This is a genomic window from Aneurinibacillus uraniidurans, from assembly GCF_028471905.1.
GTDB classification, from domain to species: Bacteria; Bacillota; Bacilli; order Aneurinibacillales; family Aneurinibacillaceae; genus Aneurinibacillus; species Aneurinibacillus uraniidurans.
On the sequence record NZ_CP116902.1, the window covers coordinates 3,245,001 to 3,259,030 of the forward strand.

General features: G+C 45.1%; 13 protein-coding genes, 1 tRNA gene and 3 rRNA genes (1 of these 17 only partly in view). 2 read left to right on the plus strand and 15 right to left on the minus strand.

From position 1 onward, the window contains the following. The 12 genes from PO771_RS16220 to PO771_RS16275 form a co-directional block, all read right to left on the minus strand. Positions 1-939, minus strand: a 23S ribosomal RNA gene (locus tag PO771_RS16220) (it extends 1,998 nt beyond the left edge of the window). A gap of 166 nt (positions 940-1,105) precedes the next feature. Beyond that, a 5S ribosomal RNA gene (gene rrf / locus PO771_RS16225) occupies positions 1,106-1,222 on the minus strand. 2 nt (positions 1,223-1,224) lie between these two features. Then, positions 1,225-1,300, minus strand: a tRNA-Ala gene (locus PO771_RS16230). A gap of 88 nt (positions 1,301-1,388) precedes the next feature. Beyond that, positions 1,389-2,926: ribosomal RNA gene (locus PO771_RS16235) — 16S ribosomal RNA — on the minus strand. The 16S, 23S and 5S rRNA genes sit together here with 1 tRNA gene alongside, the layout of an rRNA operon. 280 nt (positions 2,927-3,206) lie before the next feature. Beyond that, positions 3,207-3,764 (minus strand): cob(I)yrinic acid a,c-diamide adenosyltransferase, encoded by a 558-nt coding sequence (locus PO771_RS16240; protein ID WP_272560681.1) that lies wholly within the window; start codon positions 3,762-3,764, stop codon positions 3,207-3,209. Positions 3,765-3,830: 66 nt separating this feature from the next. Next, positions 3,831-4,784, minus strand: coding sequence for a D-2-hydroxyacid dehydrogenase (locus PO771_RS16245; RefSeq protein WP_272560682.1), 954 nt, complete (start codon positions 4,782-4,784; stop codon positions 3,831-3,833). A gap of 17 nt (positions 4,785-4,801) precedes the next feature. Continuing rightward, entirely contained in the window at positions 4,802-5,275 is a 474-nt protein-coding gene (bcp, locus tag PO771_RS16250) for a thioredoxin-dependent thiol peroxidase (RefSeq protein WP_272560683.1), read from the minus strand. Positions 5,276-5,368: 93 nt separating this feature from the next. Beyond that, positions 5,369-6,154 (minus strand): ABC transporter permease, encoded by a 786-nt coding sequence (locus PO771_RS16255; protein ID WP_272560684.1) that lies wholly within the window; start codon positions 6,152-6,154, stop codon positions 5,369-5,371. A gap of 97 nt (positions 6,155-6,251) precedes the next feature. After that, positions 6,252-7,382: an S-layer homology domain-containing protein gene (locus tag PO771_RS16260; protein WP_272560685.1), complete on the minus strand. Its 1,131-nt coding sequence runs from the start codon at positions 7,380-7,382 to the stop codon at positions 6,252-6,254. A gap of 233 nt (positions 7,383-7,615) precedes the next feature. Then, positions 7,616-8,221 (minus strand): sporulation membrane protein YtaF, encoded by a 606-nt coding sequence (ytaF, locus tag PO771_RS16265; protein WP_272560686.1) that lies wholly within the window; start codon positions 8,219-8,221, stop codon positions 7,616-7,618. Between the two features lie 148 nt (positions 8,222-8,369). Continuing rightward, positions 8,370-8,711 (minus strand): YjdF family protein, encoded by a 342-nt coding sequence (locus tag PO771_RS16270; protein WP_272563194.1) that lies wholly within the window; start codon positions 8,709-8,711, stop codon positions 8,370-8,372. A gap of 41 nt (positions 8,712-8,752) precedes the next feature. Then, entirely contained in the window at positions 8,753-9,217 is a 465-nt protein-coding gene (locus PO771_RS16275) for a hypothetical protein (RefSeq protein WP_272560687.1), read from the minus strand. A gap of 277 nt (positions 9,218-9,494) precedes the next feature. On the opposite strand from PO771_RS16275, the gene PO771_RS16280 reads away from it, so the two are divergent. Then, the gene (locus tag PO771_RS16280; protein WP_272560688.1) at positions 9,495-9,662 is read left to right on the plus strand and encodes a hypothetical protein; all 168 of its coding nucleotides are present in this window, start codon (positions 9,495-9,497) and stop codon (positions 9,660-9,662) included. Between the two features lie 103 nt (positions 9,663-9,765). Here the strand turns inward: PO771_RS16280 and PO771_RS16285 are convergent, their stop codons facing one another. The 3 genes from PO771_RS16285 to PO771_RS16295 all read right to left on the minus strand — a co-directional run bounded on the left by PO771_RS16285 (position 9,766) and on the right by PO771_RS16295 (position 12,516). Next, the gene (locus tag PO771_RS16285) at positions 9,766-10,443 is read right to left on the minus strand and encodes a hypothetical protein (protein WP_272560689.1); all 678 of its coding nucleotides are present in this window, start codon (positions 10,441-10,443) and stop codon (positions 9,766-9,768) included. 278 nt (positions 10,444-10,721) lie between these two features. After that, on the minus strand, positions 10,722-11,507 hold the full coding sequence (locus PO771_RS16290; protein WP_336297959.1) for an ABC transporter permease: 786 nt from the start codon (positions 11,505-11,507) through the stop codon (positions 10,722-10,724). Between the two features lies 1 nt (position 11,508). Beyond that, positions 11,509-12,516 carry an ABC transporter ATP-binding protein gene (locus PO771_RS16295; RefSeq protein WP_272560691.1) on the minus strand — a complete coding sequence of 336 codons (1,008 nt, stop codon included), beginning with the start codon at positions 12,514-12,516 and terminating at the stop codon, positions 11,509-11,511. A gap of 127 nt (positions 12,517-12,643) precedes the next feature. Here PO771_RS16295 and PO771_RS16300 point away from each other — a divergent pair, with 127 nt between their 5' ends. After that, positions 12,644-13,936 (plus strand): glutamate-1-semialdehyde 2,1-aminomutase, encoded by a 1,293-nt coding sequence (locus tag PO771_RS16300; protein ID WP_272560692.1) that lies wholly within the window; start codon positions 12,644-12,646, stop codon positions 13,934-13,936. Positions 13,937-14,030: the final 94 nt, after the last annotated feature.

A 14,030-nucleotide genomic window follows, 5' to 3' on the forward strand; every position in this document is an offset into this window, starting at 1 on the left:
CCGCGAGGGGCCCGCGTCCAATCAGTGCTCTACCTCCAGTACAGGCATCCGAGGCTAGCCCTAAAGCTATTTCGGGGAGAACCAGCTATCTCCGAGTTCGATTGGAATTTCTCCGCTACCCACACCTCATCCCCGCACTTTTCAACGTGCGTGGGTTCGGGCCTCCAGTGCGTGTTACCGCACCTTCACCCTGGACATGGGTAGATCACACGGTTTCGGGTCTACGACCACGTACTCATTCGCCCTATTCAGACTCGCTTTCGCTACGGCTCCGGCCTATCCGCCTTAACCTCGCACGTAATCGTAACTCGCCGGTTCATTCTACAAAAGGCACGCCGTCACACATTAATTGTGCTCCGACTAGTTGTAGGCACACGGTTTCAGGTTCTCTTTCACTCCCCTCCCGGGGTGCTTTTCACCTTTCCCTCACGGTACTGGTTCACTATCGGTCGCTAGGGAGTATTTAGCCTTGGGAGATGGTCCTCCCGGATTCAGACGGGGTTTCACGTGTCCCGCCCTACTCAGGGTACGTCTCGGAGAGACAGTCATTTCGACTACAGGGTTGTTACCTTCTCTGACGGGCCTTTCCAGACCGCTTCATCTATGACTGTCTTTTGTAACTCCATGTGAGACGCCCTACAACCCCAGAAGGCGAACCTTCTGGTTTGGGCTACTCCGCGTTCGCTCGCCGCTACTGACGGAATCACTATTGTTTTCTCTTCCTCAGGGTACTTAGATGTTTCAGTTCCCCTGGTATGCCTCTCCCTGTCCTATGGATTCAGACAGGAGTACTACCCCATTACGAGTAGTGGGTTTCCCCATTCGGACATCTTCGGATCAAAGCTCGCTTACAGCTCCCCGAAGCATTTCGTCGTTCGCCACGTCCTTCATCGGCTCCTAGCGCCAAGGCATCCACCGTGCGCCCTTTGTAGCTTAACCAAAATTGGTTTCACCTTAAAGGTCTTACATTTGGATATAAATCCTTAGCTTACGTTTGTTTCGATTCAGTTTTCAAGGTGCGTTCTTATTCATCAGAATGAATGCATTTTTTGCGCCAGCCTTTTTGCGAAGCAAAACCAGCCAGCAAAAAATTGTATTCATTCAAGCCCGGCGACGTCCTACTCTCCCAGGGAGTTGCCCCCCAAGTACCATCGGCGCTAAAAGACTTAACTTCTGTGTTCGGGATGGGAACAGGTGTGACCCTTTTGCCATCGTCACCGGACATGGTGGAGGTAAGCGGGATCGAACCGCTGACCTCCTGCTTGCAAGGCAGGCGCTCTCCCAGCTGAGCTATACCCCCACATCTCATGTATAACATATGAAGTTTCCAAGTTGTTGTTCCTGGAAAACTGAACAGTGAAATCTCGACATGTGCAAAGTCTCCATAGAAAGGAGGTGATCCATCCGCACCTTCCGGTACGGATACCTTGTTACGACTTCACCCCAATCATCTACCCCACCTTCGGCGGCTGGCTCCTTGCGGTTACCTCACCGACTTCGGGTGTTGCAAACTCTCGTGGTGTGACGGGCGGTGTGTACAAGACCCGGGAACGTATTCACCGCGGCATGCTGATCCGCGATTACTAGCGATTCCGGCTTCATGCAGGCGAGTTGCAGCCTGCAATCCGAACTGAGAATGGTTTTCAGGGATTTGCTCACTCTCGCGAGTTGGCGGCCCGTTGTTCCATCCATTGTAGCACGTGTGTAGCCCAGGACATAAGGGGCATGATGATTTGACGTCATCCCCACCTTCCTCCGTCTTGTCGACGGCAGTCTCCCTAGAGTGCCCAACTAAATGCTGGCAACTAAGGACAAGGGTTGCGCTCGTTGCGGGACTTAACCCAACATCTCACGACACGAGCTGACGACAACCATGCACCACCTGTCACCTCTGCCCCGAAGGGAGCCTCTATCTCTAGAGATTTCAGAGGGATGTCAAGCCCTGGTAAGGTTCTTCGCGTTGCTTCGAATTAAACCACATGCTCCACCGCTTGTGCGGGTCCCCGTCAATTCCTTTGAGTTTCAGCCTTGCGGCCGTACTCCCCAGGCGGAGTGCTTATTGCGTTAGCTGCGGCACTGAGGATTGGAGTCCCCAACACCTAGCACTCATCGTTTACGGCGTGGACTACCAGGGTATCTAATCCTGTTTGCTCCCCACGCTTTCGCGCCTCAGCGTCAGTTACAGGCCAGAGAGCCGCCTTCGCCACGGGTGTTCCTCCACATCTCTACGCATTTCACCGCTACACGTGGAATTCCGCTCTCCTCTCCTGCACTCAAGTCTCCCAGTTTTAGGTGGCCCTCCACGGTTGAGCCGTGGGCTTTCACACCTAACTTAGAAAACCGCCTGCGCGCGCTTTACGCCCAATAATTCCGGACAACGCTTGCCCCCTACGTATTACCGCGGCTGCTGGCACGTAGTTAGCCGGGGCTTTCTCGTAAGGTACCGTCAGACCGGGAGGTCATCCCGGCGGTTCGTCCCTTACAACAGAACTTTACGATCCGAAAACCTTCTTCGTTCACGCGGCGTTGCTCCGTCAGACTTTCGTCCATTGCGGAAGATTCCCTACTGCTGCCTCCCGTAGGAGTCTGGGCCGTGTCTCAGTCCCAGTGTGGCCGATCACCCTCTCAGGTCGGCTACGCATCGTCGCCTTGGTAGGCCTCTACCCCACCAACTAGCTAATGCGCCGCAGGCCCATCCGACAGTGACTCATGGTCTTTCCCAACAAGGAGATGCCTCCTTGCTGCGTATCAGGTATTAGCACCGGTTTCCCGGAGTTATCCCTGTCTGTCGGGCAGGTTGCCTACGTGTTACTCACCCGTCCGCCGCTAACATCAGGAGTGCAAGCACTCCATCCGTCCGCTCGACTTGCATGTATTAGGCACGCCGCCAGCGTTCGTCCTGAGCCAGGATCAAACTCTCCAATAAAGTTGAAAAGATGATTCGCTGAGCTCGAAAGCTAGCTTAAAAATTAAATCGAAATTGATTGAACTCGCACACTCGAGTTTCACTGTTCAGTTTTCAAGGAACTTCGTTGTCATCCGCTTCATCTCAGCGGCGACTTTTATAATATATCACATAGAAAATAGGTGTGCAACTCTTTTTTTATTTTAAATTTATCTCTTTCTTACTCTTAATATTGAAAAAAGCTTACCCTCATTCCATTAAGGAATCAGAAAGTAAGCCTCTTAAAATAACTACTTCGCTTCTATTCGTTCTCTTGATGCAAAGTAGGCTCAACCGTTCCTTGCTTTTGATTTACATAACGGGCTGCTACAAACAAAAAGTCTGACAATCGGTTTAAATAGCGAATAACGATAGGGTTCACCTCTCCACTTGCCTGCACTAAAATCGCCTGTCTCTCCGCTCGGCGTGCCACCGTGCGAGCCAGATGAAAAGCTGCACCGGCAGGAGAACCTCCCGGAAGCACAAAATTCGTCAGTGGGGGTAACATCGCATCCCATTCATCAATTGTTTGCTCCAAAAAGGCTACATCACTCTCTTCAATTTTCCAGCCCACATCTTTCCCCGGGGGTGTAGCTAACTCCGCTCCAATATGGAACAGTTTTGTCTGAACTACATGAAAAACGTGATGAAACATTGCCCACTCCTCATCCCGTGGTACATACGACAACCCAAGGCCGATTGCAGAGTTTGCTTCATCACATGTTCCGTATGCCTCTACTCGCACATCTGTTTTCGGCACTCGAACTCCATATACAAGACTTGTTTCACCTTTATCGCCTGACTTCGTATAGATTTTCATACTAGCCCCCCTTATATGTAAAGAGTGTACGTATATTCAAAGAAAACTGCTCCAAAAATCTAAAAATCAGTAACCACGGCTTGCTTCAACCACATTCATCATCCCCTCTTGTTCCCCTTTATCCCAGAGAGCAAGATTATGATGTAAAATCTCTAACGCTCGTTCCATATACTTAGGGGAACGACCCGATACATGAGGGGTAACAATGCAGTTATCCAACTTCCAGAACGGAGAATCGACCGGTAGTGGTTCCTGCGAAAATACATCCAGTACCGCTAATGACAACCTATCGGCCTTAAGATGCTCCACAAGGGCCACCTCATCAATAACCGGCCCTCGCGCAATGTTAATTAGAACCGCAGACTCTTTCATCTGTTCCAGTTCCGCACGACCAATCAAATGATACGTCTCTTCCGTCAGCGGAACAACGACCACCACGTAGTCACATTGAGGCAGAACAAGCGAAAACTCAGACTGACGATACATCTGATCGCAATGTTCATTTGGTTTTCCGCTCCGGGTTACGCCAAGTACCTTCATGCCAAATACCTGCGCACGACGAGCAATCTCTTCTCCAATCGCTCCAACCCCGATAATACCAAGCGTCTTTCCATATAACTCCTCAACACGCAAGCTTCGATCCCAATCTGATGCCTGCTGCTTGACATACAATTCGTTCATCTTTCGTGTAGCCTGAAGCATAACTCCAATTGTATATTCCGCCATCGGAATTTTGTGAATGCCACTCGCATTTGTTACTTTTACCCCGCGCACTGCAAGCTCTGTAAGCGGCATCATATCGACCCCGGCACTAAGTACTTGAATCCAACGTAGCGAAGACATTGACGCAACTCGTTCTGGCGTTAGATCCTCCCCATACGTTATAAGCAACTCAGCGTCCTTGATCTCATCCCCAGCTTCCTCTATAGAAGAAAAAAAGAAAAACTGCTGATTCGCATATGTTGTTTGCAACCGCTCTTGATGGCGGATACTCATTTTCGCTGTTGAAACTACTTTCATGCCAGTCTCCCTCTCTTCTAGGACAGATGTTCCGCAACGAATGCCAGTGCTGCCTCCACATGACCATCGACTTTAACTTTTCGATATTCTTTAGCAAGCTTTCCGTCTTTATCAATAACAAAGGTCGAACGCTCAATGCCCATGTATTCTTTGCCAAAGTTCTTCTTTAATTTATATACGCCATACTGCTTGCACACATCCGCTTCCGTATCGCTCAGCAGCAGAAAAGGCAGACTATACTTATTAATAAATTTCTCGTGAGAAACAAGACTGTCCGTACTAATTCCTAAAATCACCGTGTTTTTTGCCGTAAATTCTTCGATTTTATCGCGGAAGTCACATGACTCACGCGTGCATCCTGGTGTATTATCCTTCGGGTAAAAATACAAAATAACATTTTTACCTACAAAATCACGCAGTGATACATGCTCCCCATTACTTGCTGGCAGCGTAAAATCCGGTGCTGCCTGTCCAACTACAAACTCAGCCATTCATTCGTCCTCCTCTATTTACATGTATGTAACCCTTCTCATCTTTCATCTTATCAACTTTTCTCAATAAAACAAAGCAAGGAGCCGGTTCAACTACGAACCAGCTCCTCGATATTGCTTTACCCCATAATTCCAAATGGTGATCCCGATCATAAAAAACACAACACCCATGACCGGCGTCAGCATCACGTACGTATAATATTCTTCTCGCTTCAAGAAATATGCCGCTGGATACACACCAACAAATGCAAATGGTAAAATCCAGGTCAGCAAGATGCGAATCGCCTTATTGTAAATATTAACCGGATACCGGCCGTAATTCTGTATGTTCCAGATCATCGGCGATATCCCTGTTTTAGAATCCGAGAAGAAGCCAATCGCTGCAATCCCTGTATAAACTCCCCCATACACAAGCGCACCGGAAGCAACTAACAACAAGAACATCAACGGATCGTACCAGGCAATGTCGAGTCCCATATCCGCACCCGCATACACCATGATGACAATGCCCGTCACTGCCCCGACAAGCGACTGCGGGTCCATCGTTTCAAGCATAACTTGAAACAAATTGTGAGCAGGCCGTGTCAGAACTCGGTCCATCTCCCCACGAATAATGTATCTCTCCTGAAACTCCCACAGGTTGAAAAACGTCGTAAATACAGCATACGGAACCAGAAAGAAACCATAAATAAAAATAATTTCATCGCGCGTCCAACCTTTGAGCACATTCGTATGCTGGAACACAACAAGAATAAAAACCAGATTCGTTGCCTGAAACACAAAATCGGATACGATTCCGTTCACAAAATCCATTCGGTATGCCAGGCGCATCTTGAAATACTGCTTCAAATAATCCCAGAACAGCGATAAATAAAACATGAACAGCTCTCCTTTCGTTTATCATTGTTATGCTTTCTTTTCTCGAAGTCAACATGCGAAACCCCGGTCTACTGTAGCAGACCGGGGTTTCGCATGTTTATTTGATCCCAAGTTTTTCAAGAAGTGGTTTCGTGGCAAACGGCTGAATATCCGACGTATAAATTCGCCATTCATTTGTTGTCGGATCTTTTTTCAGCATGGCTACCCCTTTAAAGTTCCCAACAGCCTTCCACTGATCTCCATCTTTTTTAGCCGTAAGTGTATATTCAACACCACCCACTTCTACAAGTGCAATCCGATTCCATTTACCAAGCACTTTTTCTGTTAGTTGCCCCGTTCTAGTAATGCTCAGCTCATATCCTTGTTCTCTTGCCTTACGCAGCAAAAGAACTTCTACATTTTGGAGCGCCTTATAGTAGCCTGCATACCGTGCGTCAACAATCTCTTTCAGGCGATTTGTGTCCACAGCAAGCAGCGCACGACTTTGTTCCTCCTCAATCGTCCTAATAAGATCAAGAAGTGCCTTATCTGTCGGTACCGCATTTTCTTCTAAATACAGAGCATTGTATAGCATCGTCATCGCTTCGGCGCGTGTGGCATATTCAAATGGCTTGAATACATTCCCGTTATAACCACTAATAATTCCTACTCGACTCGCCTTGTCAACCTCCCGATTTGCCCAGTATGTGCTTCCTACATCTTTAAAGTGCTTAGTCGTCCCTTCATCAAACGCAATCGTATACGCAAACGCCCGTACAATCAAAGCTGCAATCTCGCCACGCGTAATATACCGCTCCGGTCCAAACGATGATTTCGTAGTCCCGCTTACAATTCCAAGTGAACTCGCAATTGTAACGGAATTATAGTACCAGTCACCCGAGTCAACATCTGAAAAGTTTTTCGCTTCATGATCGGGGGACTTTTTTAACCCAAGCGTCTTTACGAGCAGTTCCACAAACTCAGCTCTCGTAATTTTGCGGTCCGGTCGAACGGTTACGGTGCCACTAGCATCTGTGTAACCATTTACATATCCGGCATGCATCATATCGTATATTTTGTTGCGTGCCCAATGCTTTGCAATATCTTCTGGAAGATAGCTATCTAGCACCTGCAATTCTTTTATTTCATGCTTTGGGGCCGCAGATGCAGGAATTGTTACACCTGCTCCAAGTACTGCACCTATAGTCAGCATCATCCCCCATTTTTTCACAGCCCGTTGTATGTCCATATTTCCATTGTTCCTTTCTTGAAATCCTAGCGCCTGCACGCATCATTTGTAAGAAATAATATATATATCCTACAATATCCATAGTTATAAAGGCGGTATGTACAAGTAACCTTATGCTATGCTCTATTGTAAAAGATACTCGAATATGGAACTATGGTTATATTTTAGTAATAAAATTTGATTTTTTTTAAAGTATAGGATCATTTAACCACCTTAACTAAACGAAGGGGTGTCTAGGCAATCATTTCATAAATGCCAATTAAAAATAATAAAACACCACCTATGATCCCTGAGTATTTCCCAAACCATGTACGTGCCATTACATACCCCACTTTAGAGCCGAAACCGATAAAAGCAAGAGAAAACAGGCCCGCAAACATGGTTGTAAGTAACGGAGATACACTAGTCGCACCTGCACCGATCCCAACTGCTAGATTGTTCATTGCCAGTGCTATACCTAATGCGACTGATTCCTTCACTGAAATGATATTGTTTTTATCAACATCAGCAGCGTACGGATTCCGAATCGGATCACTCGATGTCTCATGATTTAAAACTGGGATCTCCGTCCCCCACTTGCGCCAACTATCTACAATTGTCCAAAGACCAATTCCGGAAATTAACACCGCCCCCAGAACATTAGCCACAAGCCCTGACATATAGAAAGCAACAATCTCCCCAATTGTCATAGACAAATACGTTCCTACCATTGTAATTAAAGCAATAATTACATTCGACATAGTGGGTATCCTTGTAGAACGAACTCCAAAAGCGATGCCAATTGCCAGATTATCTAGGTTAGATGCAAATGCAATCGTTAACACTGAAAGCCAATGCATAAAGCCCCTCCCTTTCCGCTTACTAAACGTTCGCCTATCTAACAATATGTAATAATTCGAAAATCAGTGCCGACAGCACATTAAATTTAGTGGAAGAGTACACAGTTAGACAATAAAAACAACCGACCTGTCTCCAGGTCGGTTGTTTTTATTTGCCCCTGTGTTTTTCTTTCGCTTTTTGTACTCTGATCGCACGCTTTTTTTCTTTTATTTCTTCCCGTTTCAAGCGTGATGCGTGCTTACATTCTTTCTTACGATGATCTAGTTCAAGTTTCAACGCTTCCTGTGCTTTTGACGAAATCCCCTTATTCTGCATCTCTCTGGCAACGAGCCTTGCCATTCGTTTCGGATTTATACGTCGTTCCGTCTTTTTCTGCACTTCTGCGGTCCGAACTACTTGATCTAGTAATGACAACATTTTATGATTCACAAACTCTGCTACTTCAGCATCGTTTGGCTCTGAGCCAAATACATACTGAAACGCCTTTATTTTTCCATCACTACATTCTAATCAGGAAGTGGGAGAAAACTTTATTTTCGTTTAGTAGATTTTTTTTCTTCTTTTTCCTTTGTTTGCTTTAAAGTTTTTTTGTCTATATTATTCTCGATTTTTTTAATTGCATTTTCATTTTTTGTTCCATTTTGAAGGGCATTTTCTAATCCTTTTTTCTTTGCTTCTTGTGAATGTACATCCCCGATTTGCAATTCTTTAACAACCCCGTCTTTAACAATAACTTCTACATTTTTCCCTGTTAGCGAACCAACTGGTAACTCAATCGTTTTTTCTCCTGTTTGAATCACAATTTTTGTTCCATCAAAAGAAACGATTTTCCCTTGATATTTTTTTTCTACCGTTTGTGTAGTAGATAAAGGAGATGTCTGGGTATCCTTCGTGACAGTTGTTTGCTCAGTATTTTGTACCACTCCATCTGCATAAACCGCTGTACTAAAGAGCAAAGACATGGCCATAACGCTTGATGCCACCACTTTTTTCATATTCTTTCTCCCCCTTGTAACTAAACTTTATGTACCCTATACCTATCTTCGGTTTTTTTATAGAAAAATGTATGTATATTCACAAAACTACAAATGCAATGATTGCATTTCTTCTATACCCCGTTTGAGTCGTTTCCTCATTAACGTTACATCTTCCTTACTGTCCTTCCTGGACAAAAATAAAGGGACAGCTTAGCTGCCCCACCCGAAATTTCTTCTTATCATGTATATCTCCTGTCACCTATTGTCCACACTGACGACAACGGAGGTAATTCATATGAAGGAAATTCATTTTTTTCTATTATTGCTATTGGCCAGCCTTATCCTAGTTGCTTTCGCTTCTACAAGAGAACCAATAGCTATGACTGATATAAAGTCGTCTGATAGCTATCAATCAGCGAATCAGGTTACTGGTGCCGATACAGTTATTGTACATCTGCCGTAGATTCCAAAATAAAAGCCGATTAATCCACATTGTTTGGGCACAGACAACCTTATCCATCTTTTTTCATATCAGGCCACAGTTCATACTTAGGACGTGATAACTTTTACTTTGCAAAAGTGACTGTGTCTTCAATTTTTAAAAATAGAGACAATTGTTTATTAAATCCCTCCTTTTTTTCTAAAAAGGCAAGATATGCAATGGAATTTGGACCTACGCGAAAACTCATTAATCCCCTGCACTTTTCCTTCTCTATCTCTTCACTCCCTGCGATAAATACTGTGTTTCTGTTCTTAGATATCACAAAAGTACCATCAGGCTTATTCTGAATAGCTTCTATTAACTCTTTATCACTTTTACAAATAACGGTTGCGGATGGATTCTTTTTTTGAAAAGCTTCTGGGTCCTTCAGTATGATAGTGAGAGCTTTAAAAAATTGCCCGTCTTTTTCAACAAAATTTGCTGATGCTACCAAAGGATATTCGGCGTTATTTTCTTTGTTGAGGATAAATCCTGATTCAAACTCCATTTTTCCAACCTGTCCACTTGTTGCAGTAGCACCTTCCCCCATTGCCTTAAGCTCTCCTTTTGAAAGAGGTCTGTTACCTTCTGGAATCTTATAACTATACTTAGACTGATCTTTTCCTACCTCTTTTGTAATCCAAACTTCTTCATTTTTTTTCTGACTCTCAGTTACTGCCTTTGAACTTTCAGTAGAGGTACATCCTACCAAAAATATTAACATAGAAATAATCCCCAAAAATAAAAACCTTAATTTAGCCATTTTAGTAAACATCCCCCTTTTTAGTCACCTTATATAAATTACATGTAGCTAATTTTTCTCCTTCTCTAAAATATATTTTTTTACATATTTGTAATTTATATAATTATAGGGGGGGTGAGGACGATAACTGTACGTGACTATTTATCTAAAAAGAACAAAAAATATACTTTCATATAATAAAGGTGGTCAAAATGTGATCATTTGCTTATCTACACAAAAAAAGAAGAGAGAAACCCTTATATATCAAGGCTTTTCCCTCTTCATAAAAAACGATATAGTTATCCACCCTGTATGATCACATTCCTCCGAGCCTGCCACCACATTAGAGAAATCGGGATCAGAAGTACCACAACCCATACGCCCTGAATAAGCAGCGCATGATACAATTTCTCCCCAGTTAATGCGCCGGTGAATATGACACCCGGTACGTAACTAATCGCCTGAAACGGCAAGTACTGCAAAATATGTTGCGCCCACAGCGGATAAAAGCTGATCGGCAGAATCAAGCCAGAGAATAAATCCACAATTACCCTCTTTGCATGCATCAGCCCTTCGTTGTTATAAAAGAAAAACGTGAGCAATCCCGTAATCAAGTTAATCTGGGTGTTGATAATAAAACTAAACGCAAGACTAATCGCATACCAGCTCCAGATCGAAACATCTGCTGGAAAGCTAATCGGAAAAATGAAGCTGACAATCACCATACCTGGAACCGAAAAGAACACCAAACGAAAAATCCCTTCACCAAGTCCTTGCATCATTTTGACAACGAGATAATTGTAGGGCCGAATCATTTCAATGGCCACTTTACCTTCTTTAATGTCCTGCGCCATCTCTCGGTCAATGTTGTTGAAATAAAACGCACGGGCCATCCAGCTAATCGCCACATACGTCACCATCTGATGCGCAGTTAACCCGCCCATCGTAGATTGTCCGCCATAAATCGCATTCCACAGAAAGTAATAAGCGCCGATATTGATCGCATAAATAATGATGCCGCTGTAGTAATTCACACGGTACGCCAACATCGTCAAAAACCGGATGCGGATGATTTCCGCATACATGCTAAACATGATTGATCCCTTCCTGATAAATATTGCGCACAATCTCTTCCGTACTAACAGCTTCAACAGAGATATCTTTTACTTCATAGTGCGGAATAATTCGAGCCAGCAGATCCGATACAGCTAGATCCCCTTCACTAATCAGAGCCTGGAATCGCACATCATTTTCTTTTTCCCACACAACCGGAAGCGGTCCGGTTAACTGCTGCAATCGCACAACATCCGCCGGGTGAACGAATTCCATCACAATCCGTTTTTGATCCCCCCATGTTGTCCGAAGCTCATTCAGCCCACCATCATAAATAATCTTGCCGCTATCAAGCATCACAACCCGCGAGGACAACGCTTCAATATCAGACAGATCATGAGTCGTGAGCAAGATTGTTGTTCCATACGTTTCATTCATTTCTTTTAAGAAGTCACGGATGTTCAGTTTTACGAGCACATCAAGCCCGATCGTTGGCTCATCTAGAAACAGAAGCGGCGGATTGTGAATCAAGGCCGCCGCCAATTCACAGCGCATCCGCTGCCCAAGACTAAGCTTGCGCACCGGCTTCGTCAGCAGCTCATCAATATGAAGGACATCAATGACGTGGCCCATATGTTTTTTGTACTGCTCATCTGAGATGCGGTATACCTTTTTGAGCAGACTGAATGACTCCTGTACAGCAATATCCCACCAGAGCTGGCTGCGCTGGCCAAACACGACCCCAATCGTCTGCACGAATTTCTCCCGTTCCCGGTGAGGGTCCATGCCGTTTACACGCAAGTAACCGGATGTTGGCATAAGGATTCCTGTAAGCATCTTGATCGTAGTTGATTTTCCCGCTCCATTCTCTCCGATGTAGCCGACAATCTCACCGGGTTCAATCTGTAGATCAATGCCGTCTACTGCCCGCATCGTTTTATATTGACGGTTAAACAAATCACGGAACGCTCCGGAGAGGCCCGGACGGCTTGTATATGATTTAAACTCTTTTGTCAGTCCTTTGCTTTCAATTCGTAACATACAAACTCCCTTTCTCCTACAAATACTTACTGTGCGATAACACACTACTAGCTATCATACCGCTTTTACAACTTCTTTTCATTAGTGGTACAGTAGGAAGGACACATTCAACAAGGAGGAATTACTAGTGAATTTTACACGTTCTGAACAAATATACGACGACGCACTTGATGTTATTGTCGGCGGCGTGAATAGCCCGTCGCGCGCTTTTAAGGCAGTAGGCGGTGGTGCACCGGTTACGATGGAACGAGCGCAAGGTGCTTATTTCTGGGATGTTGACGGCAATAAATATATCGATTACCTTGCTGCATACGGTCCGATCATTACAGGGCATGCTCATCCGCATGTAACAGCAGCGATCACACATGCTGCCGAAAACGGGGTTCTGTACGGAACTCCAACTCCGTGGGAAACAATATTTGCCCGTAAAATACGCGAGGCAATCCCTTCAATGGAAAAGATCCGCTTCAACAACTCCGGTACAGAAGCCGTCATGACTACCATTCGCGTAGCCCGCGCTTACACAGGACGCAACAAGATCATGAAGTTCGCTGGCTGCTATCACGGCCATTCGGACCTTGTACTCGTCGCAGCAGGCTCTGGTCCTTCTACACTTGGTATTCCGGACAGCGCTGGCATCCCACAATCAATCGCAAGTGAAGTGATCACTGTTCCATTTAATGATGTTGCCGCTTTTAAAGATGCCATTGCGAAATGGGGCGCGGAAGTTGCTGCCGTACTCGTTGAACCTATCGTTGGTAACTTCGGCATCGTAGCACCGGAAGAAGGTTTCCTGGAGGAAGTGAAACGTATCACACATGAAGCTGGTGCTCTTGTCATTTTTGATGAGGTAATTACCGGCTTCCGCTTCTTATACGGTGGCGCACAAAACCTGCTTGGCATCGAACCCGATCTGACTGCACTTGGCAAAATCATCGGGGGCGGTCTTCCGATCGGTGCATATGGTGGCCGCAAAGAAATCATGGAGACAGTTGCACCGCTCGGTCCGGCTTATCAGGCAGGTACTCATGCTGGTAATCCAATCTCTATGCAGGCCGGTATCGCCTGCCTAGAAGTGCTCGAGCAACCAGGGGTCTATGAAGAAATGCACCGTCTTGGAAAAATGCTCGGAGACGGGCTGAAACAGGCGGCAGAAGAAGCTGGCGTTGCCGTAACCATTAATCGTGTTGTCGGTGCTCTCGCTATGTACTTCACCGATCAACCAGTAAAAAATTACGAAGACGCCCTCGCTGCTGATGGAGAAGCATTCGCTCGTTTCTTCCGTGCTATTCTCGAAGAAGGCATTTGCCTAGCTCCTTCGAAGTATGAAGCATGGTTTATTACAACAGCTCATACAGAAAACGACATTATTCATACTATAGAAGCAGCAAGAAAATCATTTATAAAAATGCAAAAATAATAGTAAATATACAAATGATTCACCAGTAAAAGGGCGCTAATGCAATAGCGCCCTTTTATATTGGTACAAATATTCCAGGGAAACCTTTTCAATG